Consider the following 26262-nt stretch of genomic DNA (forward strand, 5'->3'; position numbering starts at 1 on the left):
TTACTTATGCTTGAATATTGGTTTTGGTGAAACAAATTCCGGCCTGAGAGGCATTAAGCCTGTAAAAGTCCATGCATGATGATGATAGGCATGTATTGTTGGCCTTCTCGATAAAGCAAATTCCAAATAGTTTTTATCATTATATATTCCACTCATTGCCTGCATCAGATTTTCGGGCCAATGTTCTCCCTCTCCATTTCTGGGATTGGAAAACCAAGGCCATTCGTCAGGTTGTTCTGTATAGTATAGCAGGTAATCCAAAGCTTTTTTTATCAATCGCCCTTCTTTATCCACAAACAGGTTATCTCCTGTAAGATTGTAAACAACCCAACACGAAGCAGTGATAGGGGCCAATGAAAAGTAGGTATACCATATCCCGTTTTTTTCCCGCTTTACCTCTTCTGTCATACTACCGTCAGTTGCGATTTTATGATCAATATCCGATCTTATCAGCTGTATATTGGTCTGTACTTCATTCTTGTCCCTGAGGAATGAGGCCGATAGCAGAGAACCAAAACGCCCCCAGTCAGCCCAGTTATTTGGTTTGGTGCGGATTGCATCCGTAGCCTTCCGATAAACATTTACTACCCAATTCTCAAACTGTTCTTTTTCTTTTTTCTTCCAGATACCTGAATCATGCATCAGCTCGGCAGCAATTAATAGTGCCGATCCGTTATAGGCCATTACTAATTCCCCATCGTATTCGGAATATTTCTTGTTAACTGAAGCCCAGGCATTCAGAAAGTAGCATGCCTTTTCGCCATACTTACGATTGCCCGACAGGCGATATGACAGGGCACAGGCATACGCTGCAAAAGCATCACCGGATAATGCCATAGAACTGGCCCTGTGCCCCTGAGCATTGAAATAAAAACCCGGAACAGAAAAATCTTCAACAGCACGATGCGATACTCCCAAAAGAGAATCTACTGTATGTATCAATTGCAGATATGTATCAAAACAGGGTCCTGCTTTCTGCTTTATCTGCGATTTTACATAACGAATCTGGGCATCCGGATGCATTGAACTTTGATGTGCCATACATACAGCGGAGCATAAGATAAGTATTGACAATAATATTTTCTTCATCGCTATTACTAATTTTTCAGTCTCATCACATATCCGCCACCAGGCTGCAACTGCATGGAGACAAAGTCTCCTTTACTGACTTCCTTTTCTTCGTAAATAAAGGAATCAGGAGTATCGTTCTTATTATCTGAAAGGATAAATGCAGTAGCATCACCCGCTAAGAAGTCGAGTGAAAATGAAATATCCGACGTTTCTTTACCATTCATTACACCAATCCACCACTCAGTACCCTTTCTTTTGGCAAAAGCAACAACCTTACCAATATCTGAACACGGCAAAACAATTGTTTCATCCCATACTACAGGTATATCCCTCAGCATGTCTTCTGCCGGATTACCCAAATAATTCCGGTAGTTATCCGCAAAGTGTGTTAATGGAGAGTAATAAACTATAACCTGAGCCAATTCGTGTGCCCATGTGTATCCTCTGAGTTCTCTCCTGTCAAATATAACAGGCGTATAATCGGCAGGGCCTATAAGAAATCTGGTAAACGGAATAATTACATCCTGATCCTGGGGCATCAACCTGTCGTAGCGGGTAATCTGATATTCATTACCACGTACAGCTTCGCGCGTCATTTCGTGAGGCCACGTCCTTTGTAATCCGGAGGGTTTTACACAACCATGGAATACACACATTAACTGCAGTTTATAGGTTTCCTCACGTGCAGCTTCGTACCATTGCATGATTTCCGGTGTTCCGGAAGGAATAAAATCTATCTTAATACCTTTTGCTCCAACCTCTTTTACTTTAGTCAGATATTTTCGAATACCCTCTCTGTCCCGCATCTCTTCAGAGTTGACCCATACTATGCTTTTTACTCCAACTGAGTCGCCATAGCTAATAACCTCTTTCAGGCATTGCCACTGATCTTTACCCGGCTGTTTCCAATCCCGCCAGCCATCATCGACCAGATAGTATTCCCATGTGAGCCGGGCAGCGGCATCATACCATTGTTTCTGATCTGCGAATTGAGGAGCTCCTACACTCCACCATTGCCACAATACACGCCCCGGGTTAGCCCAACTAAAATCAGTGCCGGAAAGAGGAGGCTTGCATAAGTTAGTAATTAGGTCGCTATTGGCTAACTGAGTGAGGTCGTCAGCTAAAATAACCGATCTCCAAGGTGATATAATGGTATCTTTCCGGCTTTCCCATCCATCCGGATTGGTTGTGAAATTCGCTTTGATCCGTCCATTTCGTTTTATCCAGCTCATGTCCGGAAAATCGAGACCTTCCGCTTCACTGAAAGCAAGGTAGTTCACACCGGTATATACAGTGACTGGGGCCGCAATCGCATGATTATCCGGAATGTCTCCAAATTTAGATTCTTTATGCAATTCTTCGTTACTATCTGCATAATCTGCCCAGAAACATTGAACTGAATCCGGTAAATAAAAAGTTGTATTATCACTGTTTATTATTTTGCCTTTTGCATTGGGTATAATATATCTTACAGCTATACCATCATCATACGCTCTTATAAGCAATTGATAATTCAGTTTTTGATATTTCAGTGGGATTGATATTTCTTTACAGTGATTGACCGCCTTGCTATGATTTCCATGCAGCGGATATTCTTCATTGATAGTTTTTTCTCTTACTTTATCAGCAAGGGAAGCCTCTGTCCCAATATCGACACTATCGATAAGCAACCCTAACGAACAATCCGTCAGCACTGTATTCCCGTTTTTAGATACGGATAACTTCACCCGATTGCCGGAAAGATCGACCGTTGCTACTACTTTTTCTCCAGGGCTTTTAACGGATATAATACTATTATCCCTGCACGCAACCGATATTAGTAGCACCAACAGAATAAAGAGAATATGATTCGTTCTCATATTTTTGGTTTTATATAATATTTCATTTATCCTTTATCTATAAATTATAATTTATTTGGCTCCGCCCGCTATCTTCAATACCCAGGCATATTTACTGAGGCTATGAGAAGGAGAAACTTGCGGGAAATTAATTGTGATCGTATTTTCTGAAACCTTATAATTGATTTTTCCTTTGAATCCTAACATCGAAACTGTATTTGCTTTGGTTACGCCCTGCACCTTGATCGGCTGATTCTGCCATTGGGTAGCAATAACATACAGATCATCTCCTTTGGCGGTAAAAAAGATATTTTCCCCTTTTTTTTCTTTAATTGTATTTTTCCATGCACGGGTACCATAGATAGCCTCTCCATTTATGGAAAGCCAATCGCCTATATCCTTCAATCGCTGCTGCATAATAACAGGGATTCGTCCATCTGCTGTTGGCCCTATATTGAGTAACAGGTTACCTCCCATAGAGACTTTATCGATCAGAATACGGATCAATGATTCGGATGACTCATAATCTTCCAGATTTTCGTTACGATTATAACCGAAAGAGCCTCCGATACCCCGGCACTCTTCCCAAGGATGCCCGAATTTTACGCGATCAGCAGCCAGATCTCCAACCAGATCATACTCTGTGGTGTAGAATCCGCCGTGTTTACCTCGTGTTTCCTTTCCCCATCTATCGTTTACTACCACTGTTTCTTTCACAGGAGATTCATTGTATAACCAGGCTAAAAAATCAGGACTCTTCCACTGATCACTTGTTTGTTCCCATTCTCCGTCTGTCCACAATATTTCAGGACGATAGCGGTCTACCAAATCTTTCATTTGAGGGATCATGTGATCTGAAACATATTTCGGCAGATCTTTTTTATAGAGGGGATTGTACCATTCGTATAGTGAGTAGTAAAATCCCATATGCAAACCTGCCTGTTTCACGGCTTGAGTAAGATCTCCTGCTAAGTCGCGATGAGGACCTGCTTCTACAGAATTCCAATTCCAGGCCTGTTCGGATGGCCATAAGGTGAAACCATCATGATGCTTGGATGTTAGGACAATATATTTTGCTCCCGATTGCTTAAAAATTTCAGCCCACTTGGCCGGATCGAACATCTCCGCTTTAAAGTCACTCACAAAGTCGGTATAACTTGTTTTAGCTCCATATACAGAATTGTGAAACTCCGTAAACGCGGGGAAAGGTTTGTCCTTAGGATTTTGCCGGGCCCAATACCATTCCGAGTATTTTTCATATACAGGACCTTTTGTTGGCGCCCATGCCGGAACTGAATATAATCCCCAATGAATAAAAATTCCAAATTTAGCATCCGAAAACCATTCAGGAACAGGTCTGCTATCGATCGATTCCCAGGTTGGCTTATATACCTGAGCATATCCGCAATGTAAACTAAACGATAAAATCAAAGAAATAAAAAATGTTTTTTTCATAAGTAAAAGTTTATAAATCAGATTTGAGCTTTACACCTTTCGTTAACTTTCCCAAATCAATTAATATAAATATTTCAATAAATGCAAATGATTATATACTGCTCATTCCCGTATGGATAGACAGATACCATCAATCAGAATTTTACCTGCATACCAGTTATATTCTTTATATTCATCAGGATCTTTCATGCTACGATTGAGCCTTGATAGAATCAGGCTTTTATCAAACGAACCGGGCAATACCCGTATAGTGATATCGTGCGTAGTATCTTCTAATTGGTCGATAATGAAATAATGTTTGCGCCAATAGGTACAATATGCATCAAAACGCATTATCGTGTCAACAACAGTTCCGTCTATCATCACCTCGACCTTGCCGGATCCGGGGCCGATAACATCAAATACGCCAAATGATGTGCCTTTGAACCGAAAATTTAATTTGGAACCGAGAGTAGCCTTCCCTATTTTCTCTAAGTGTTTTGTAAATTCTGAGAAAAGTGGATTATCTTTTACAGGCAGTACCTCCCACCCTTCCCCTAAATGTAACTGAGAGATATCTACCATCCGGGTGTTGACAAAGCATTCCGGATCGATTGGGAAAGGTAACATATGCGGCCGGCTCTGTTGTGCCGAACTCTGTATCATTTTTTTTAATGAGCGTGTTAATACCTCGTGATAAATCATTTGTCCCGTTTCCGGATATGGATGTACGCCATCAGGACTAAATACTTTAATTCCAGCTATTTCTTTGGACTTTCCCTTAAAAACAAGGCGCTTGTTATGGATCTGATAGCATACCTCGTTTCCGTAATTAACAGAAGGTATCGCATATCTGTCGGCTATTTGCTCCATTAGTTCAACCGATTCTGGTAAATTTCCAGCTATTTCCTTAGCCAAATAATCTTCCATAATAGTATATATAAAGCATATGTCCGTTGTTGGATCTTTCTTCCATATCTGCCTGACTATCCCTTCCATTGAACGAATTATCCTTCCTGGAGAAACTCCGTTATCATTTACGCAGAATTCTACAAAAACCAGATCAGGACTGAACTTTAAGACCTGATCTTCTAAACGGTAGGCCCCAAGATCAGAACCTGTCCCTCCTATGGCTGCATTGATCTCAATGAATTCTGTTTTTGAAAAAAGTTGTTTAAACCATTCAAGCGAATAAATCCTCCAACCATTTTGTTCTGTAATACTTCCTCCCAAATATGCAATTCTGAGGGAATTACTCTTATTGGCTTTTGACATGAAATTTGGCAATCCTCCCCTGATCTGTAATTCCCTGGATACAAAATCCGGACTGTCTGCTGTCTGTGCATATACCGTAACAGACAATCCGGCTAAAATAATACCAGCAACGAAATAGTTTATTACTCTCTTCATCCTAACCAAACTTCTTTAATAAATCAGTATAACTTAAATTTACTTTGTATATCCAGATTAACAGGGGAGATCCCTTTCATTTCAATCTCTCCGGTCAGGGCCTTTATCAAGGCTGTATGCATTACCGTCGTATTTGAATATGCATTGATACAGGTATTGACCCGTTCAAAATATTCATTAATAGAGTAAGGACTTCCCAATGATATGACAATAAGTTTGTCTTTGGGCATCGCGTTAATTCCCCAGACGGTTTGAGCTTCATCATCCCAAAACTCCAGCGGGCCGAATGGCGCATGCATATGGCGATCTATCAGGAACAGTATGCGATCGTAGCGGGTGGTTACCGATTCTGTCCAATCCTGTGTCTCATATAGAATATTATGTTGGAAATCAACTTCAAATCCTTTCTGACGAAGTGAATCACTAAATGATCTCATTCTTGTAAGTGATGAGTCCCCTCCTTTCCGGCTAATAGGTGTAACTCCTACAACCAGGATTTTTTTATCTTTCGATTTGTCCAAAGGAAGTACATTGTTTTTGTCACGGATCAAAGTAATTGCCCGTTCACAAATTTTATCAGAAACAGATCGAGCTAATGTCTTTTCTTCAGGTGTCATTGGCTGTATTAGTTTTATATCTTTCTCCAGCAAGCCTAACCCTTTTTTGAAGTTCCATACTCTGCTAACTGCGTCATTTAGTCTTTCTTCGGGTATTTCTTTTCTCAGAATGCGGGCTTCGAGCGTATCCATAAATTCATAAGATGGCCATAATAGTACATCGACACCTGCCAGAAAACTCTGTACCTCTCCCTCGAGAAGATTGTCATACCACCCGCGGAAACCACCCATTACCATTGCATCAGAGACTACTACACCCTTAAATCCCATTTCATTTTTTAGTAAACCGGTCAGCAATTCTTTCGATAAAGTTGCAGGCAAATAATGCCCGTTTTTCTTTTCTTTCTGATATCCGGGCAATGTGATATGCCCGGGCATTATAGATTTGACTCCCCCATCTATCAGCGCTTTAAAAACTTTTCCATGATGCTCTTTCCATACATCATATGGTAACGAATTGCACGTAGTCAGTAAATGCTGATCACGATAATCGACTCCGTCGCCCGGAAAATGTTTGATTGTTGCAGCTACCCCATTGTCTTGCAATCCTTTGATTTGCTGGCTCAACAAGCGGATCGCCTTATCCGGATCGTCAGAAATGCTTCGGGTATTTGTAACCGGATTAAAAGGATTTATATTAAGGTCGGCAACAGGATGTAATACCCATTTTATTCCGACTGACTTACTTTCCTGTGCAACTGTTTTTCCGTACTGATAAGCCAATTCGGTTGAGTTTGCAGCGCCAAGAGCCATTTCGTTCGGGAAAGATGTCATTCCAGGTAATGTTACGCCGCTTTCATAATCTTCCTGAAAAATCAGAGGCAATTTACTGGCCTGTTGATATTCGCCACATGCTTTTTTTATATGATCCAGATATTGATCGCGTTGTACGCCATCCCATAACTTCCAACCCATGAAAAATCCGGATACAGGATACCTTTCAAAATAGGCAGCTAATGAACCATTTCCGAGTTCCAGCTCTTTTTGCCGATCGGGAAGCATCAACATCAATTGCCCAATCTTTTGCCGCAAAGTCAATGATCTCCAGGTTGTGTCGGATAATGACAATTCTACTTTCTGATTGAAAGGGATAGGTTCACCACCGGTAGATTTCTTTTTGCAGCTAAAAACCAATAAACTAACAATTATTAATACAATAAGTGATAAATGCTTCATGTAATAATCAGTTTTTAAATACCCTCTGAACAGATGGGTATAATAATATTTTATTTTTTCTTTATGCGACCTATCTTATTAAATGGAATCGCCTTAAACTCCGGAAGTTTTTTAAAAACAACAGAATTGCTCTTTAGTGAAAAATCTAAATTTTCCTCGCTGGCGAAACCAATATTCTGATCTGTAATCAAATTTTGATCTAGGACAGGCCCCCATTCTTTTTCTCCACTATGAATCAGCTTCATCCGTACAAAAACATTATTTTGAATGGCATTATGCTTTGGAGTGGCAGGGCTGTCTTCGAAATAATGTATCATCTCAGGATATGCTTTGGCAAAAGGTTCTTTTTGATAATTCACGGCATTCAGCCTTATTTCGAATATACCATTAGGCAACAGGCAGTTTTTAGCCCAGCTTTCGAGCCTATTGTCCAGATGTATTGCCATTTCAGAATCAATAAAAATATTGTTCTCAACTTTATTATATTGACCTCCCCCTATAAGAACGTTTCGTGTGCCGGCTTTATAAAATACATTACCGTATAACTGTGTTCCACAAGCACCGTCATCGAAGTATACGCCCATGGTAATTCCTATATTTCCTATATTCTTTAAGAAATTGTAGCGAATAATGGTTCCTAATTCCGATGGGTCACGCCCTAAATAGACAGCTCCCTGGTCGTCCATAAATTTACAGGCTCCATCTATGACATTATACTCTATTATATGGTCATTTCCATGAATGTATATAGCTGTTGCCTGACAGGTATTGAACTGGCAGTGTTGAATTTTGTTTCCGACTCCGTCCATATTGACAGGGGATTTATAAGAATAATCCAAACGCCCGCAATTCGTAAATTCACAATTATAAACATAATTTCCAGCTTTTTCCAATGCCAAGCGATTACCACCCCCTATACTAACACCTCCACAACCTGTATTTTCGATCAGACAATTTATTATACCATTATTCTTTCCTCCATCCCGGTCGAAAGTAGTGTTCTCATATAAATAATCATAGAGGCTGCCAAGACCTCCCGAAAGCTTCTCCTTGGGTAAGAACGGGGTTGCTTCATCCGGATGGCAATAGATTGTTGCAGGTTTACTTCCTTTTCCGATAGAAACGGCCACAATCCCCATATTCCTGATAGTACAGTTCTCAATTTTATTCGACTCGGTATTTTCCATATATATCCCTATACCGCGTCCTGCTTCAAAAGAAATATCTTTAAATTCAATATAACTGGCATCCTTCAAGGTAATCAAAGGATCTTCCAACAGAGAGACTATTATTGTATCAGTAGATTTCACCTCCGTAAAAGGGTAAAAAAACAACAGCCCTTTTTCATGCTCGATATAGTATTCCCCCGGATCATCCAGCTCTTCCATGAGGTTGAAATAGTAATATTGATTCCACTCATTCTCTCCCGAAATACCAAACATATGAGCATCCGCAAATTTTACTTCTCCTGTATCAGAGTCAATATCCTCTACCCTGAGTTGGTCGGTGGCCCAGGCATATTTATAATTGCCACAGGTAAAAATATCAGAGGCCTTACTCCAAAGAACAGTCCTGTCTTTATCAAAACGAATTGTCCCTGGATAAAAATCCTTATCAATCATGCCTGCATCTATCACATCTTCAGGCTTTATCCGTATCATGGTTTTATTTGGATATCGTGCCAGATGAAAAGGGTGACCATTGATAAACAACTCCATTGCAGGATTGACATACGATCTGCGAAACCCTGTTATTCGAGTCTGTCCATAATCACAAAGGCCTAAAGCCTTGAGATCGATCACTCTTATCTTGCTAAGGGCAGTTTGATCGATAAACCTTTCTTTTTGAGAATAATCAGTGACAGGTTTTATCACTTTAGGGGAGATCTTTCGACCTCCCGTTATTATTACCCTTTCTTTCGCATAGGATTTATAGGAGATATTACAAGTTTCAGAGCCTGAATCTTCTTTTGTCAGTTCAAAACTTTCAGTCAGTTCATAAGTACCTCCTCTTATCCATACTATTATTTTCCCAGCCTTACCCTTCTCTTTGTATGCACGCACTGCCTTCTTCGCTTCACTCAAAGATATGAATGGCTTTTGTATAGTCCCTGTATTCCCGGGTTTACCCCCATTAGAGGAGATGTAGAACTCTTTTATAGGATTGGCTACGACAGGCTGTCCGGCAAAGAGAAAAGAAATAGCGATTAAAATAAATCTCATAAGTAAATGATTTAAATGGATAATAACTAGTTAATCCATCCGTCATTCTGTTTCAAATTGGGATTTATTTGGACCTCCGAAGCCGGTACTGGCCACGAATAAATATAATCTCCCTTGAATGAATAAGGGCTAACTATACCTCCCCACACTTGTTTACTCCCATTTCCCTCATAGAATGTGCGTTCTTTCCATATTTTCCAGCGTAGCTGGTCGAAATAATTGATACCTTCACCTGCAAATTCGATACTTCGTTCGTTTTGAATACGTACCCTCAAATCGGCTTGTCCGCTTACTGTAGTTGCTATATTAGAGTTTAAGAGCGCAACACCAGCTCTTTGGCGGACTTCATTTACTTTGTCTATGGCTTCGGTCAATAGACCTTGTTCATTCAATGCTTCGCCCCACAAAAGCAGTACATCCGCATAACGGATTACAGGCATATCTATCGGACCGTAATCCCGGCTTATGATACCTGTTACACCTTCGATCACAAATTTGCGATACAGATAGTAAAAATAGTTTTGAGTATCGGTTTGTAAGTCTCCATTAATTAATGCCTGAGCCCTATATGGCCATCTCATAGTCGCAATAGCTACTGTTGCGGTATTATTGTATGCTCCTACAAATGTAGAGTAAGGGGTTATTACGGTTGCAGCCAAACGCGGATCTCTGTTTTCATAAGCTTTTAATATCCGTGCCTCATTACCTGTTGGTAAATATAAACTCATTTTAGCTCCTCTTAATGCCGCAGCACTTTGTTCAGCAGCAGTCAGATTATCTCTAAGGAAAAAGACCTCCCTTTCGGCAACAGTTAAACTTGAATATTCGGGAATAATATTACCCCAGTTGAATTTAGAGCCATCCTTATTTTCATACAGATCGACCAGGTCAGGGGTTGGCATGTAATAATTCCAATCGGAGGTAAAGGCTGAACGGCTACCATAATACAGCTGAACTGATCCCCCGTAATTTTGCTGACCTATATTTTGAATTGTAAATATCATCTCAGCACATTGTTCATTTGCAGCTGTAAAAAGCGTTTTATAGTCTGAGAAAAGAGAATATCCACAATCCTTTACTTTACCAAAGTCTTTTGCAGCAAGATCCCATTTTTGCTGATACATATATACTTTTCCCCGTAATGCATAAGCCGCACCTTTTGTAATATGCCCATAGTCAGCTGATCCGGCTGCATATTTATCCGGCAGATTTACTTCACTTATGCAGTCGGTCAGGTCTGCTACAACCTGATTCCAGACTTCGTCTTCCGAAGACCTGGCCTTTGTAGCTTCATCAGCGACAAACGGCTCCAGATAAATTGGTACGCCCTTGTATAATTGATTTAACCGGTAATAGAAATATGCTCTGAAAAACTTACATTCGGCAACATACCTTGCTTTCTTTGTTTCAATAGATGGTGATTTTAGAGGGATATTTTTAATCCCATCATTAGCACGTTGAACTCCTTCGTAAAAATTCTGCCACATGCTGGAAAATAACGCATCGCTGGGAGTTATAGTTCCTCTTAGCAATGGTTCGTCAAATCGGCACTGTCCGGTAAATCCGAACCTGTCGGTTTCGTACAGTTCGTATGGAGAAGTAGTGCTACTGCTACCATTACCAAGTCTCAATGCGGCATAAACCCCGGAAATACCAAGATCGGTCAGATTATCGGTTGTCCACATGGTTTCGGATGATATAGCCGAATAAGGTGATGTATCGAGTAAATCGCTGGTACACCCTGTCATCAAAATTATTGAACTTAAAAATATAAATATTTGTTTCATGTCCTTATTTTTTTAGAAAGTAATGTTTAATCCCAGTGTATATTGCCTCATTGTCGGATAACTGATACTTGCTCCAACTTCGGGATCAATACCTGGATAGTCTGTTATAGTTAATAGGTTTTCACCTCCGATGAAGATCCGAACATTACTCATTAATGCTTTTTTAGTCAATCGTTCGGGAATAGTGTATCCCAATTGCAAGCTCTTTAGTTTTAAATAAGATGCATTATATAAATAAAAATCGCTAGCTCTCGTATTTTGAGGATCGGTGGTCTTTAATCTGGGATAACGGGCATTAATATTATTTGCCGGATCTGATGCGTTTGCTTCATTATAATAATAATGATCATTCGCAACCAAAGTCGGCACGGCTTTTCCCAATCCAACGATTGACTGATTCATATACAATTCATTCCAGTAATACGACATACCTGCACTGCCGGCCCATATCATGGACATATCAAAGCCTTTATATGAAAAATTCATATTGAATCCATAGTTAATAGATGGAGTTGCTTTTTTTCCTGTAAACTTCTGATCGTAAGTATTTCCATAAATACCATCACCATTAGTATCAGCATAAATTAAGTCACCATACCATATTTTTGATTTACTTATATCTCCCGAAGGTTGGAAAATATATCCAGCATTCTGCATCATCTGTAGCCATTTCATATCTTGTTCGGTTCTGATCATACCATCTTTAGGCCCTCCGTTAACATTCACCGAGCCGTCGTTGTTAGTATAGCTTCCATTACCTTTATATATTGGGTAGAGATAGTATTCGTTGATGCTATGACCTTCCAGTATACGTTGTGTCGTACCTGTCGAAACGGAACCTAAATTTGAAGTATATACCTGATTGCCACTTGCATCAGTTATATATCTTTCTTGTAGCTGACCCTTATATTTTTTCACTTTATTCGTGTTATAAGCGATGTTTCCGGATATACTATATCTGAAATCATTGAAGTGCCCATTATATCCAAGGGTGAATTCAATCCCTTTTTTGGATACTTGTGCAATATTTTGGGTAGCTGCTGTTGCTGTTCCTGCTGTAATCGGTATAGTCGGAATAAATAAGATTCCTTCGGTAAAGCCCCGGTAAGCATCGAATTCGAAGTTTAATGCCCCATTTAAAAGGGTACCACTTAAGCCTAAGTTTGTTGTTGTCGTCGTTTCCCACTTCAGATTTGGGTTCGCGCTCTTTTTTTGAATAAGTCCGCTGACCGGACTACCATTAAAGGAATATTGCGTTGTATTGTAAGTAGCCTGGTAATCATAATTCCCGGATGCATTATTCCCGGTTTTACCCCATGACGCACGTAATTTCAGATTATCTATATATTTATTGAAACCCTGCATGAAGGATTCTTCCGAGATTCTCCACCCTCCGGAAAAGGCAGGGAAAAATCCCCATCGGCTGGTTTTTGAAAATCTTGAAGAACCATCATAACGGAGGACTGCTTCGAATAGATACCGTTGATTATATACATAGTTTAACCGCCCAAAAAATGACCTTAATGCATAGTCATAAGCATCACCGGAAATAGTTGTTAATGTATTCGCGGTATTCAACGTAGTTAATGAAGAGTCTAACAACCCTGTTTTTCTTGCCAAGAAGTTATATAATTTAAAATACTGTTGATTATATCCGGCTAAACCTCCAATGTCATGTTTCCCGGCAATGGTTGTATTGTATTTTAATACATTATCCAAGATCACATTATAACTTTTATATAATGAATATTGGGTATACAACTGGCTGGGGCTTGCAGCCGCACTGCCGATTGCATTAGCCGCAAAGTTCCATCTTTCCTGAGGTACGGGGTGAATATTGTTTTCCGTAAAAGAATTGTCGTAATGTGCTTTAGCTTCCATTCTCAGTCCTTTAGCAATATCGAAGTTAGCAAAGACGGTTGTATTTAATAAAGAGACAGCATTGTCTCCGTCCAGCGAATATAATGAAGCCAAAGGGTTATTTGCTGTTACAGATTCTTCCTTAGCCGAAGGAAAACCGTATTTACCTCCATATTTCGGATAGACTCCGGGTACAGTTGCTGTCAGATATTGAAATACAGTATTCATATCAACAACACTTGAGTTCTGTACAGACCCAAAAGTCTGTGTTCCAACAGTAAGGAAGCTGGCGACTTTTGATTGCAGGTTTATACGAAGCTGATACCGCTCTGCCCCTGTATTAGGCATGGTTCCCGGATTGTTCATATAGCCGGCAGACAATAGGTATTGTGTATTCTGATTACCGCCCCTTAAAGACAAATTATGATTATGAAGAAGTTTATTGCTAAATACCTCTTCTGCCCAATTAGTATTCGGATATGCGACATAATTCGGAATGCCTTCTGCGGTCAATCCATTAGGGTCTGCATTTGCATTTTTCCACAGGGCTATGGTTGCATCGGTATATACCGGAGTTTGTCCGATATTTGAATAACCTTCATTGACGAGTTGCATGTGAGTTACATAATCGGAAACAAAACCCGGCAAATTGTTCGGTTTGGTAGCAGATACATTACCCGAATAGGTTACGGATATTTTTCCTTGGCTACCATTTTTTGTTGTAATTAATATTACCCCATTAGATGCCAAAGAGCCATATATGGCAGCAGTGGCTGCATCTTTCAGTACTGAAATACTTTCTACATCATTCGGATTTACACCTGTGGTCGATCCTACAATTCCATCAACAATAACTAATGGAGCCGTGTTGTTTAAAGTTCCTGTTCCCCGGATCAGGATATCAGCTCCATCAGCGCCTGGTTTACCGGATGTATTACGGACATATACTCCTGTAGCCAATCCGGCCAAAGCTGACGATAGATTTGTTACCGGCCTGCTGTCTAATGACTTTGAACTGATTGTAGCAATAGACCCGATTACGTTTACCCTTTTTTGTGTAGCATATCCTACAGCTACCACTTCGTTAAGGGCAATAGCGTCATTCTGGAGTATGACATCTATCGTTGTTTGTCTTCTTACTGCAATCTCTTGTTTCTTCATCCCTATAAATGAGAACTGCAAGATTGAGTTATCATCTATGCCCTGCAATGTAAAAGCCCCATCTGCATCGGTCATTACTCCTCCTTGCTTATCTCCTTTTATTGTTATACTCACCCCCGGTAATGGAAGCCCTTCTTCATCTTTTACCAAACCTGTAACTTTACGGCCTATTCTTTTTTCTTGTGTTTCTTCTATTATTTCCTGCGGCTTTGACTTTTGGAAGAGAACAATCAGATTGGCCTTGTCTTTCTTATAGTCGATATCAGTCTGGGAAAGAATCTGCGACATAACTTTGTCTATAGACACATTATCTACGTGTACACTACACCGTATATCCAGTCCTTTGAGACTTTCACTATAGAAAAAGCGGTACTCACTTTTGGATTCGATCTGTTTTAGTATCTCTTTTAATGGCTGCTGTTTTACCTCGAGACTGATTTGCGCGCTCATAAAAGCAGGGAAAAAGATAAGCAATATAATCAGGTATCGCCATCTGATTCCCGTAGAGTCATTGATTTGCATTCTCATACGTATTAAATTTAAAGTTAAAAGGTTAAAAATACTTTCTTACTAGATATACAGGCCAGACCTAAAAAAACACTACTGCATTTTCAATTTTAACATCTTCAGATAAAAAAAGACAACCTAAACTGGTTTAGGTTGCCCTTCCGGACTAATGTGTTAATTTTCGTTATTTGAATAGTATAACCTGCTGATCTTCTATCCGGAATTTCAAGGATGAAGCTAATCCCAATACATTTAACATGCTTTCGAGGCTAGTGTTATTAATCGTACCGGTAAAATACTGGTCTTCTATACCTTTTGCCTCAAATATTATCTTGACATTATATGTTCGTTCAATATCTTTAGCTATTTCTTTTAAAGATTCATTTTCGAAGCGCAATACATTATCCCGCCAGCCGGTAAAGTCTGATGCATTTATGATATATTTTATCTCGTTTTTATGAGAGTTCTTATGATACTCTATTCTTTCGCTAGGCGATAAGATAACTTGCCCTCCTGCAGTTCCCACTTTTATCTTACCATTTATTAAAACAGAAGATACAGTTTCATCTTCGTCATAGGCTTTCACTACAAATGCAGTTCCTAATGCTTCGACTGACATACCGTTACATTTCACCCGAAAAGGCATGTCTTTATTATGAGCTACTTCAAAATAAGCTTCTCCTGTCAGATCCAGTTCCCTATCCTTTATATTAAAGCCGGTAGTACATGTTAGTTTTGATTTTGAATTGAGCCAAACTTTCGTCCCATCAGGTAAAACTATAGAAGCCTTTTGTCCTTGTTCGACAGTGAAGGTATATGGCGATAAAGGTTTGTCCGGAGACTTATTTTCTGAAGAAAAGTAAAAATATGAGCCTATAGCAATCAGTATAGGGACTATACTGGCAGCTGCCAGCCACCATCTTTTCTTATGATTGAATGATTGTGGAAGCTCATTATGCACCGGAACTGCCTGTCGTATATTGCGTAACATCTTATATTGGAGTGAAGCGTCAATATCGGAAGACGAATCTTCAATCTGTTGCTCCAGCCAAGAGGAAAATTTTGGATTGGTTTTTATCCATTCGATCAATTGTCCAATTTCCAAATCCGATGCTTTGCCATGTACATAACGTTCAAAAAGTTTTACACATTCTTCTGGTCTCATATATAAGCCATTATTCTTTGCTGTTCTAAGATCTCAATCCTTATTATCAATCGTATTAAATATAAATGTATCAGACAATTATAATAAATAATATGTAACTATTGTCCTTGTTTATATTTAATATACAGTTATCGTGCTCTTTTCCACTATCTAAAAATAAAAAAACATATATAAAAATATAACATAACTGCTGTAATATTTAAGTTTATCTTTCATATACGCCAGAGACTTCGTTAACTGTGTTTCAATTGTGCTCTCCGAGAGATGTAATTTCCGGGCAATGGATTTATTTGAATAACCATACTTGCGGCTCAAAACAAAAATCTCTTTTCGTCTGGGTGGTAGATCTTCTGTGAGTTGATCTATCAGGTCCTCCAACAATTTGCGGTCAATATCTTTCTCTGTAACATTATCATAGCGTAGATTTTCACTTTTCCTTATATATTCGGCATATATAAACCGGACGGCTTCATGTTCATAGTCGTTGAGCAAAAGGTTTTTTGCTATGGTGCATAAGAAAGACAAAAACGACTTTTCGGGATCCACTTTTTCTTGCTGCTCCCATATTTTAATAAAAGTACGTTGTACCAATTCTTCTGCCACATGATTATTCCCTTGTGTCAATTTCATTATAAAGTTATATAACTTTCCACTATAAAGGTAATACATGTGTTCAAATGCCTCGTTACTTCCCTGTGAAAGCAATAGCAATTTTTCTTTTTCATTCATGGCTGTCTAATCTAAATGCAATTTTTGATCCTAATCATAACAGATATATTTGTTAAAATTATCTAAATTATTAAAGACAAATCAGCTTGTATCAGATATGGTTAATTACTTATACACTGTATATAAGTATTTTGTATGAAGAACGGTCAGTATTTTCCGGCTAATAATATGCGGTCTAGCTGATACCCTTCTCTATATATATCTGAAACAAAGAACAAGGAATGTTGTTTTCTGCTTTTTCCATCTGTAAAACAATCTCATTTAGTTTCATTGGTTCGGAGAAGTTGATACTGCATATTGTCTGATAATTATCAATTACTTCGGCAATAAGTTCCCTTTTCTCATTCAGTAATTTAAAATTTCTTATACAGAAAGGGATTCGGCTTTCGGGATGTCCCATTTGTACAGACTCCATCGGATGATCAAAATCTGTATCGAAATATAATCTCACCCGTTTCACGGTTTGTTGGGCAGGCCAACAAAATTTCAATTCAGGATATTCATCTTCTAAGGCTGCAACCCATGCATTTGATGTCATAGTCGGACGAGTAAATCCGTTTGTTACATTCGCCGGATCGAAAGCGGTAATTGCAGGCTGAATATTCATTGCTATATTGTGCCCTTCGGGACGCCTTTCAGGACACCAGAATTCAAAAGCGTCAATCCCCGAATTTAGAGGAGGTTCTTGTTTACCATGATTGTTTACTGCAATATTAAATTTATTAAAGACACTGAGTAAACCTGTATAACGCTTCGTACTTGTCCTAATTTTTACAGATTCATTCTTAATAAACGTAATAAATGCATATTGTTGTGTAAGAAGAAATGCTTTAGAAGAAATTTTTAATCGCTGTATTCCGGGTTGTAACGAATATTCCCATTTTTCGGCAATACAATCAGGCGTGTAATTTCCCGCTTTTTCGGCATATCTTAATTCTACGTTGAGTGAAGTCGGCTGTAGTACATCCAATTGCACTTCAAACTCATAATTAATAGACGGATTTAGAGGTAACATTTGCGCTGCGGAGAAATCGAGTTGATACCATGATCCATCAAAAGGGATCTGCCTCAAAACAAGGTTGCTGGAGGCTTCAATATATGCAGAATCCACTAAGTTTCGGGAACGGTCTATTGGAATACGCGGAATGTGCTGACCAGCCAGATTAAGCGCTTGCTGCAAAACCTTCAATTTTTGCTCTTGGAGAATATCCGCAGGTAATAATCTCTCTTTTATACATTGAGCAGCGGCCATTCCTACAGCCTGTGCTCCAAATGCAGAAGTAGCCATCACTCGCGATGACCCGTGCGCAACATGCGAGGTACTAATGATACGCCCCGCGAAAAACAGGTTTTCTATATCTTTGCTGATAAAGCATCTGTATGGCATTTCATAAATACCTTTGGAATGATATTGTGTGCAACCGCTTTCCCCGCTATAGACTCCATCCGCAGGATGTAAGTCTATTGCCCAACCACCATAAGCTATAGCATCCTTATGGTGTCGCTGTTCAATGATATCTTGTTGTGTCAATGTATATAAACCATCGAATCTTCTACTCTCTCGTTTTCCGGGAATTACACCGACCCACTCTAATGTGAGATTTTCTACATTCTTAAAATTTCCGGAATTTTTAATATAGTTCCACACTCCATATACGATGCTCCATAGTTCCCACTTAATTTCTTCTGTATCGTGAATCGTGTCTTTCCTCCCTCCATACTCCAACCACCAGAATTTGCATCCGTGTTCGCCTGTATTTATATTCCCGAAACGCGGGATCTTCGTAATATCTTTCAGGGCATAAGACGGCGCTATGTATTTTACAGGAGACCCGGCATCTTTACTATAAAAATATATAGAATGTCCCAGCAGTTCTCCATATTTAGTAATATCGGGGGCAAACCGTTCTCCATACTTCAACCTGTCTTCTGCGCCTATACGATACCTGGCACCAGACATATAGCCCAGCACTCCATCGCCTGAAGCATCGCAAAACAATGGAGCTGTTATTGTATATTTCGTCTCATTCTGAGAATTAAATCCAAATATTTTCTTTATTATATTCGCTTCTGATTTTTCCAGATCATATACCACTGTATTGAGCAGTAATGTTATATTTTTTTCCTGCTTGATTTTATCTAATAGTATTGTATCGAAAATAATAGGATTCCCTTCTTTATTTTTGTAGAGGTTTTCAACCAATATTTCATCTATTACTCCTCCTTCCCTCGACCAACGATTGTTATTACCCATATGCGAGGTAGCTCCCAGAACCCAAAGCCGGACTTCACTTGATGCATTGCCACCTACTACAGGCCGGTCCTGTAATAGTATTACTTTTATGCCGGCGCGGGCGGCTGTTATAGCTGCGCAAATTCCTGACATACCGGCTCCAACTATAACTAAATCTGTGTCAAAGATTACGTCCTTAAATAATCTGCCGTTTTTACTGAATTCTTTCTCTATCATATAATTTTCAACCTTCTACAACTGATTTTAATGAATTCCTTTTCACTAACGCTAATCCTAATAATATGAAAGCCGTACCCGTACCTGCCACAAATATTTTATAGAAAGGAGACAATAGCCCCAAGACAAAAATTGCAAGTCCGATAAATACTACACCATAGCCAATAATCCGCAGACTATATTTATTTTCCTTTTTGGCTTCGAGTATATTCTGATCCGATATTTGGTTGCGTTTTTCCTGATTGCCATCTTCCCATATCTTGTAAGAAATATACATGCCGGAGATCTGCCCCCTTATTAAAAAGTAAATTTCAAAAACAGTCATACAAATTATCGGGAAAGCTACACCCAGGACCATCTCTTCGGTTCTGTTCAATGAAAAGTTGAATAATACAGGGTTTATGAATTTGAAATATCCATTAATAAACAGACTTAGAAACATAGCAGTAAGCACCGAATAGGATGTTTGCCTTTTTGAAAACAGGGTCCACACTACAGGCAGGTAAAGGGGAACACCCGTAAGTGCAGCGAGACTTATCACTACATTTACGACTCCGCCCATATGCGGGATCATGAGTGCCAGAAAAACACTGGCAATACCAAAGGCTATTGTCGATAACCGGGCACTTAACATTAATGTCTTATCGGAACTTTCGGGCCGTAATCTTTTGAATATATCGTTGGTTATAACTCCTGACGCAATATTCAATTTGGAATTCATGGCACTTGTAGTCGCGAAAATCATGCCACCCATCATTAATCCTAATATGCCTTTAGGTAGGACTTCCATGCACATCATCAGATAAGCTCCTTCAGACTCAAGGATACCCAGAGATGAATTACATACATGGTATAGCATTGGAGGAAGCATCCACAATATTGGATTTACAACATACAAAGCGGCAAAGAGCCAGCCTACCTTTCGTGAGTCCGCTTCTGACCTGACACATGTATAACGCTGTACATAGGCCCAATTCCCGCCAAGGAAAATCGTATTATATATACCAAAAGCAATAATAAAAGTGAGAGTATATTCAGCATTGGTCAAATCGAAAAAAGATGCAGAAGCCTGAGTGATGAAATTGGTAATTCCATCAACCCGTTCTATCGATAAAGGTATGACAATGATTAGTGCGGCAGTGAGAATAATACATTGCAATATATCGGTGGAAACGACTGCCCATAAGCCGCCGACAGAAACATACAGGATGCAGAAAATACCCAGCAGTACAATACATAAGTTTAGGTCAAATCCTGTGGATACTTCTACGATTTTTGCTACAGGATAAAGAAATGACGCTGTGAGGAATAATGAAATAAATAAAAATAAATAAGTATATATTTTCTGAGTGAATACACCTAAGCGTTTATTTATGTATTCTGCTACAGTAAGAGCTCCTGTCCGGTGCCATCTCGGAGCGATCAAGCAGCCTACCAGCAAGCCTGCAATAGCCATAGTCCATTGGATGGTTATTGAAACCCATCCGTACAAGTATGCTACAGATCCCCAAACCACAAATGTTCCGGCAGAATGAAAGCCCATGAATAAGGATAAACCGCTCATCTGCCACGGCACAGCACCTCCGGCAGCAAAGAAAGAAGTCATGTTCTTTCCTCTTTTCGAAAAGGCTAAGCCTGCACATAGAACCCCAATAGTAAGTAGGACGATTGTTAGAATATCTAATATACTCATAGATGGTGTTTTTATTGTATTACAACTTGTCAGGAACCTTGGTATAACAAATGTATGCACAAAAAGATATGCAGTATTCCACTATTTCCAAAAACTCCGGAAACGTTTCCGAAATAGAATATTCAATCTCCTGCAATGAAGGGGAATAGAAGTGTTGTTAGATAATTGGAAACTATAGGCGGTAAATTTCAGCAAGATGTATGTGGGACAGCCCATTTTACAACAATTATCACATATTGGAATATCTTAATGCCCTCTTTTACTTTGAGGAAGCGTAGAGTTCCGGATGTTTAGTTTTGCATCCAGAACGATGGTTTCTTTAAGGGTATTGTAATTCTCTATTTGTTTCAGAAGCCTTTCCGCAGCTATTCTGCCTATCTCGAATGTGGGTTGGGAAACACTGGTTAATTCCATGATTTTCCCAATAGGAGACTCTGAAAATCCTGCTACAGCAATATCTTTAGGTACATTGAGTCCCCGTTTTCTCAATTCGAGGATACAACCTATTGCTATCGGATCATTTACGGCGAAGATAGCATCCGGTTTTTCTTTTAAAACCATCAGGTAATCAATTCCACTTTTTGCCCTATCCTGCTGCACACCAACATGCATAATGAATTGTTCTTGTATTGGAATATTATAAGTAGCCAATGCGTCGAGATAACCTTGCAAACGTTCTTTCGAAACAGATAGATCGGGATTCCCCGCTAAATGGGCAATTTGTTTGTATCCGCATTTAATCAGATGTTCTACCATTTTAAACGCCCATTTCCGATCGTCAATAACAATTTGATCTGCTTGCAATTGAGGTAATACACGATTTACAAATACTATGGGCGTTCTTTCTTGTATCAGACGTTCATACAAATCTATATTTTGAGAATCTTTAGTAACTGATACAATTAAACCTTCGACCATACTGTCCTCAAGCATTTCTACATTTTTACGTTCTAATGACGAGGACTCATTCGATTGACAGATCAAAGCCTGATAGCCTTGCTTATTAACAACCTCTTGTATCCCAATGATTATCTCAGGAAAAAAAAATGTAATGAATTCGGGAACAACAATGCCAATCATATTATTCCTTCTTTTCAGGAGATTCCGAGCCTGAATATTGGGCTTATAACGTAATTCCTGAGCTTTGGCCAATACTCGCCTTCTTGTTTCCGGATGGATTTCACAACTATCGTTGAGGGCTCTGGAAACCGTCGCAATAGAAAGCCCCAACGAACTGGCAATTTCTTTTATAGTTGTTTTTGGGGAAGACATAATCACGTTATATTGCTTGTTATCTGTGCTATAACAATTTGTTTTTCATTCGAATTACTATTAAGGCTTGTATGTAATTCTTTTTCGTATATTTGAAGCCGTAAAATTGCAAAGATATACAAATTTCAATATTGTTATCGAGTGAAGAGTATAAAACTACGGTTTGAACAAAGAATAATATTGAAAGGTTTTACATATGCCAATGTTTGACTGATTATCAGCCTGAGACCGATATAATAGACATGGCTATTCCGGAAGCTAGATTACATTGGTGAATACTATACCATTTCCCTCTTCTATAGATGTGCTTATATCTGATGAATTACCAATTATAATTTATATATTATTACATTATGCAAAGGAAGATTTTCTTATTATCTATTGCTTTATTTATTTATATTTCCTCAATTGTTGCGTCAAATGACACAATACGTGTTCTGGCTATTGGCAACAGTTTCTCGGAAGACGCCGTCGAAAATTATCTTTACGACCTGGGAAAAGCTGATGGGGTGACTTTCATAATAGGGAATATGCTCATTGGAGGGTGTTCACTTGAAAAACATTGGAATAATGCAGAAAACGATCTTGCTGTTTATTCGTACCGGAAAATAGAAGCAGATGGAATAAAAACAGTTACACCCGGCGCCCAATTATCTCAAATTATCCCAAGCGAACCGTGGGACTATATTTCATTCCAGCAAGTAAGTCCCAATTCCGGGGTGTATGACACCTATTTCCCTTATTTACTTAATTTATACGATTATGTAAAAGCCAGGGTTATAAACCCGGATACAAAATATATGCTCCATCTGACATGGGCTTATGCTCAAAATACGGTAAACAAAGGATTCGCCAATTATAACAATGACCAGTATCAGATGTACACAGCTATTGTAGAAGCAGTTAACCAAGCGGCAAAAGCAGTAAATATAAATATTATCATTCCATCCGGCACTGCTATTCAGAATGCACGCTCGTCAGGCTTAGGAGATACTCTTTGTAGAGACGGGCATCACCTTAGCCTTATAACAGGACGTTATATTGCCGCATGTGCATGGTATGAAAAGCTAACAGGACACAGTGTCGTAGGAAACTCATTTGCTCCTACATCATTATCGGAATCCGAAATATCAATAGCCCAAAAGGCTGCTGACGATGCAATCCTTCATCCTGACACTGTAACTATTAGAACCGAATAGCAGCTTAACTCAATCAAATTGGCTTATAACCTGCGGAACAAGCCTTTATCCAGGAGGAAGACCTGTACTAAATTATGTAGCGAATAGAAAACTTCTAAATATGAATCTCTTTGATAATATTTATTTATCAGAAAAAACATTATTTTTGTAAATAGCACTCATATCAATGTAGATCAGTTATGAACCTTCTATTATGAAAAAACATCTCTTTTTTCTTATTTTTTTCAGTATATCTATATCCTATTCTACAGCTTCTGAATCTGATGATGTAAAACGATCTGTAGAAGAGTTAGATAAATATATTGAGAATAAAGAATATTATGTTCAGCTTAGAGAATCAAGAATACGCCTTTTAATGGAAAAAATAGGATTCGCGAGCAAGGATGCAGAGAAACTGAACGTGTATAATTCATTATTTGATGAATATAAATCATATAAATACGATTCGGCATTTGTGTACGCAAAAAAAACCCTTGATATAGCAAACAGGATCTCAGATGAAAACAGTATTATTTTGGCCAAAAGGAATATCGCTTTTTGTTATCTCTCGTCCGGCCTGTTCAAAGAAGCTTCAGATATAATGGATTCCATTGATATAAGAGAAGCTCCTCCTGAGGTAAAAGAAAATTATTATTCCCTGATGGCCCGACTTTATTACGATATGGCCGATTATAGTTACGGTGTGTCATTCAGTACCGACTATATAAAAAAAGGACTCCAATACTGTGACTCAGCTATTACCTACCTTCCGGTAGAGTCGCCTGATATGTGGGGTACCGTGGGGTTAAAACGTATGCAGCAGCGCAATTTTCCTGCTGCAATAGACGCGTTCCAGACTCTGTTACATTCACCGCAATTAGACGATCACACATATGCCATTGCAACATCCAGTATCGGATATATGTACTGGGATATGAAAGACATAGACAGAGGCATCTATTACCTGTCGCAGGCATCCATAGGCGATATAAAATCTGCTACGAAAGAAGGTGTTGCCTTATTAAATCTGGCAAGTGTACTGTACGGAACAGGTGATGTTGGCAGAGCCAACAAATATATCCGTATAGCCATGGAGGATGCGAATTTTTACAATGCGCGCCACAGAAAGATGCAAATAAGTGCTATTTTGCCCATTATAGAGAAAGAACGGATAGAAATGGTTGAGAAACAAAGAAATAGCCTTGTCGTATTTGCTGTCACGGTATCTTTATTATTCGTATTGCTATTAATAGCTACAATTATTATCTATAAGCAGGTAAAACGCTTACGGATGGCAAGGCACACCATCCAATCCCAAAATAAGAACCTTAAATCCGCAAACATCAAGCTGTTGGAAGCAAACGAAATAAAGGATGAATATATCGTACAATCACTATATGGAAAATCTGAATATATAGACCGGATCGAAAATCTTTACAGAACTATAAACCGTAAAATTACGGCACGGCAATATGATGATATCAAATCATATCTGAAGGAGTCGGACCTGAAAAAAGAACGGGAAAATATGTATTCATCGTTCGATCAGACTTTCTTAAGGCTTTTTCCCGATTTTATTGAAGAGTATAATCGTTTATTTAAAGCTGAAGACATAATTGTCATTGACTCAGGTAAGGAACTAACCCCCGAACTCAGAATATTTGCCCTTATACGTCTGGGGATAAACGAGAGTGAACGAATAGCAAAATTCCTGGATTATTCAGTAAATACAATAAATACCTATAAAACCAAAGTCAAGAATAAATCCATTATACCAAATGAACAATTCGAGCAAAAAATAATGGAAATTAAAACTGTACGGACGACTCCTCAATAAAGTTGTTCTTCGCCCATATATGTTAAAAAGAGTCCGGCAGACTCTTTTTTTCTTTTATATTCAGGTTATATTTTCTCTATACGCCAAAAATTATAATAGTCTATAAAACAAAACTTTAACAAGAATATCTTTGGAAATATGATTATATATTTCATTGAATAATTTTTGTTACGGATCAGCTAAGCTACATTTGTATTGATACATATTTTTTAATATCCTTTAAGAAACGTATTTCTCAGAACTTAAATTTAATTACTCCATTATTTAATAACCAAAATTTGTACCTATGAAAGTCTTACTAAAGCATTTAGCTGTTTTACTTCTCCTGACTGTCATGTTTTCGTTTGCCGCGTGTAACGATACCGACGATGGGCATTTTGTAGAACCTGTCACTCTCTACGAAAAGGTAAAAGGCAATTGGGTGTTAACAGAAATTACTGAAATTGACGAAACGGCAAAAGTATCAGGGATTAAACCTGATGAGATTAATTTGTTTGAACAATTCGATTTCAATAGTTTCAGAATTTCGTTCGATGTCGATGCAAACAACCAGCCGACATCGTATAAGGTATCCGGAAACGCACCCGAACTATTCCCCAACAATGGATATTGGGATATGAGTTCACCATTCCCTTATACTAACGGCTCTGCACCGGTTATCAATCTCTACTCAGATGCTAATAAAACGACTCTGACAGGTCAGTTAAGCATTGTTTCGGTACCCGGATCAAAAGCTGAGATGGACTTAAAACTCACCCGTAGTTCGGCCGGAGTCTCTTTCGTTTCTTATCAGTACAAACTATCAACCCCAATTCAATCTAACGAAGAATAA

Annotated in this window: 16 protein-coding genes; 3 read left to right on the plus strand and 13 right to left on the minus strand. The window is 38.8% G+C overall.

Annotated elements, in window-relative coordinates:
* The 13 genes from ACFO6W_RS25435 to ACFO6W_RS25495 form a co-directional block, all read right to left on the minus strand.
* Complete coding sequence (locus tag ACFO6W_RS25435) at positions 1-1089, minus strand: alginate lyase family protein (RefSeq protein ID WP_380001821.1); 1089 nt, start codon at positions 1087-1089, stop codon at positions 1-3.
* Positions 1090-1097: 8 nt separating this feature from the next.
* Complete coding sequence (locus ACFO6W_RS25440; RefSeq protein WP_380001823.1) at positions 1098-2933, minus strand: glycoside hydrolase family 97 protein; 1836 nt, start codon at positions 2931-2933, stop codon at positions 1098-1100.
* A 51-nt stretch (positions 2934-2984) separates the two neighbouring features.
* Positions 2985-4367 carry an alpha-L-fucosidase gene (locus tag ACFO6W_RS25445; protein ID WP_380001825.1) on the minus strand — a complete coding sequence of 461 codons (1383 nt, stop codon included), beginning with the start codon at positions 4365-4367 and terminating at the stop codon, positions 2985-2987.
* A 102-nt stretch (positions 4368-4469) separates the two neighbouring features.
* Positions 4470-5756 (minus strand): SGNH/GDSL hydrolase family protein, encoded by a 1287-nt coding sequence (locus ACFO6W_RS25450; RefSeq protein WP_380001827.1) that lies wholly within the window; start codon positions 5754-5756, stop codon positions 4470-4472.
* Positions 5757-5779: 23 nt separating this feature from the next.
* The gene (locus ACFO6W_RS25455; RefSeq protein WP_380001829.1) at positions 5780-7549 is read right to left on the minus strand and encodes a glycoside hydrolase family 3 protein; all 1770 of its coding nucleotides are present in this window, start codon (positions 7547-7549) and stop codon (positions 5780-5782) included.
* A 50-nt stretch (positions 7550-7599) separates the two neighbouring features.
* On the minus strand, positions 7600-9771 hold the full coding sequence (locus ACFO6W_RS25460; protein WP_380001831.1) for a right-handed parallel beta-helix repeat-containing protein: 2172 nt from the start codon (positions 9769-9771) through the stop codon (positions 7600-7602).
* A 26-nt stretch (positions 9772-9797) separates the two neighbouring features.
* Entirely contained in the window at positions 9798-11558 is a 1761-nt protein-coding gene (locus ACFO6W_RS25465; protein WP_380001833.1) for a RagB/SusD family nutrient uptake outer membrane protein, read from the minus strand.
* Positions 11559-11570: 12 nt separating this feature from the next.
* Positions 11571-15107 (minus strand): SusC/RagA family TonB-linked outer membrane protein, encoded by a 3537-nt coding sequence (locus ACFO6W_RS25470; RefSeq protein ID WP_380001835.1) that lies wholly within the window; start codon positions 15105-15107, stop codon positions 11571-11573.
* A gap of 163 nt (positions 15108-15270) precedes the next feature.
* Complete coding sequence (locus ACFO6W_RS25475) at positions 15271-16251, minus strand: FecR family protein (protein WP_380001837.1); 981 nt, start codon at positions 16249-16251, stop codon at positions 15271-15273.
* Positions 16252-16401: 150 nt separating this feature from the next.
* Positions 16402-16980: an RNA polymerase sigma-70 factor gene (locus tag ACFO6W_RS25480; protein ID WP_380001840.1), complete on the minus strand. Its 579-nt coding sequence runs from the start codon at positions 16978-16980 to the stop codon at positions 16402-16404.
* A gap of 175 nt (positions 16981-17155) precedes the next feature.
* A complete protein-coding gene (locus tag ACFO6W_RS25485; RefSeq protein ID WP_380001842.1) occupies positions 17156-19450 on the minus strand; it encodes an FAD-dependent oxidoreductase in 2295 nt (764 codons plus the stop codon).
* Between the two features lie 7 nt (positions 19451-19457).
* Positions 19458-21143 carry a sodium:solute symporter family protein gene (locus tag ACFO6W_RS25490; protein ID WP_380001844.1) on the minus strand — a complete coding sequence of 562 codons (1686 nt, stop codon included), beginning with the start codon at positions 21141-21143 and terminating at the stop codon, positions 19458-19460.
* Between the two features lie 246 nt (positions 21144-21389).
* Positions 21390-22415, minus strand: coding sequence for a LacI family DNA-binding transcriptional regulator (locus ACFO6W_RS25495; protein ID WP_380001846.1), 1026 nt, complete (start codon positions 22413-22415; stop codon positions 21390-21392).
* Positions 22416-22768: 353 nt separating this feature from the next.
* On the opposite strand from ACFO6W_RS25495, the gene ACFO6W_RS25500 reads away from it, so the two are divergent.
* The 3 genes from ACFO6W_RS25500 (at position 22769) to ACFO6W_RS25510 (ending at position 26262) form a co-directional block, all read left to right on the plus strand.
* The gene (locus ACFO6W_RS25500) at positions 22769-23614 is read left to right on the plus strand and encodes a DUF4886 domain-containing protein (RefSeq protein WP_380001848.1); all 846 of its coding nucleotides are present in this window, start codon (positions 22769-22771) and stop codon (positions 23612-23614) included.
* A gap of 193 nt (positions 23615-23807) precedes the next feature.
* Positions 23808-25430 carry a DUF6377 domain-containing protein gene (locus ACFO6W_RS25505; protein ID WP_380001850.1) on the plus strand — a complete coding sequence of 541 codons (1623 nt, stop codon included), beginning with the start codon at positions 23808-23810 and terminating at the stop codon, positions 25428-25430.
* A 286-nt stretch (positions 25431-25716) separates the two neighbouring features.
* On the plus strand, positions 25717-26262 hold the full coding sequence (locus ACFO6W_RS25510) for a DUF5004 domain-containing protein (RefSeq protein ID WP_380001852.1): 546 nt from the start codon (positions 25717-25719) through the stop codon (positions 26260-26262).

Source organism: Dysgonomonas termitidis (assembly GCF_042654545.1).
Taxonomy (GTDB): domain Bacteria; phylum Bacteroidota; class Bacteroidia; order Bacteroidales; family Dysgonomonadaceae; genus Dysgonomonas; species Dysgonomonas termitidis.

Bases quoted from the DNA above. Each gene is read 5' to 3' on its own strand.
- ACFO6W_RS25435 (WP_380001821.1), bottom strand. From the start codon at position 1,089: ATGAAGAAAATATTATTGTCAATACTTATCTTATGCTCCGCTGTATGT.
- ACFO6W_RS25440 (WP_380001823.1), bottom strand. From the start codon at position 2,933: ATGAGAACGAATCATATTCTCTTTATTCTGTTGGTGCTACTAATATCG.
- ACFO6W_RS25445 (WP_380001825.1), bottom strand. From the start codon at position 4,367: ATGAAAAAAACATTTTTTATTTCTTTGATTTTATCGTTTAGTTTACAT.
- ACFO6W_RS25450 (WP_380001827.1), bottom strand. From the start codon at position 5,756: ATGAAGAGAGTAATAAACTATTTCGTTGCTGGTATTATTTTAGCCGGA.
- ACFO6W_RS25455 (WP_380001829.1), bottom strand. From the start codon at position 7,549: ATGAAGCATTTATCACTTATTGTATTAATAATTGTTAGTTTATTGGTT.
- ACFO6W_RS25460 (WP_380001831.1), bottom strand. From the start codon at position 9,771: ATGAGATTTATTTTAATCGCTATTTCTTTTCTCTTTGCCGGACAGCCT.
- ACFO6W_RS25465 (WP_380001833.1), bottom strand. From the start codon at position 11,558: ATGAAACAAATATTTATATTTTTAAGTTCAATAATTTTGATGACAGGG.
- ACFO6W_RS25470 (WP_380001835.1), bottom strand. From the start codon at position 15,107: ATGAGAATGCAAATCAATGACTCTACGGGAATCAGATGGCGATACCTG.
- ACFO6W_RS25475 (WP_380001837.1), bottom strand. From the start codon at position 16,251: ATGAGACCAGAAGAATGTGTAAAACTTTTTGAACGTTATGTACATGGC.
- ACFO6W_RS25480 (WP_380001840.1), bottom strand. From the start codon at position 16,980: ATGAATGAAAAAGAAAAATTGCTATTGCTTTCACAGGGAAGTAACGAG.
- ACFO6W_RS25485 (WP_380001842.1), bottom strand. From the start codon at position 19,450: ATGATAGAGAAAGAATTCAGTAAAAACGGCAGATTATTTAAGGACGTA.
- ACFO6W_RS25490 (WP_380001844.1), bottom strand. From the start codon at position 21,143: ATGAGTATATTAGATATTCTAACAATCGTCCTACTTACTATTGGGGTT.
- ACFO6W_RS25495 (WP_380001846.1), bottom strand. From the start codon at position 22,415: ATGTCTTCCCCAAAAACAACTATAAAAGAAATTGCCAGTTCGTTGGGG.
- ACFO6W_RS25500 (WP_380001848.1), top strand. From the start codon at position 22,769: ATGCAAAGGAAGATTTTCTTATTATCTATTGCTTTATTTATTTATATT.
- ACFO6W_RS25505 (WP_380001850.1), top strand. From the start codon at position 23,808: ATGAAAAAACATCTCTTTTTTCTTATTTTTTTCAGTATATCTATATCC.
- ACFO6W_RS25510 (WP_380001852.1), top strand. From the start codon at position 25,717: ATGAAAGTCTTACTAAAGCATTTAGCTGTTTTACTTCTCCTGACTGTC.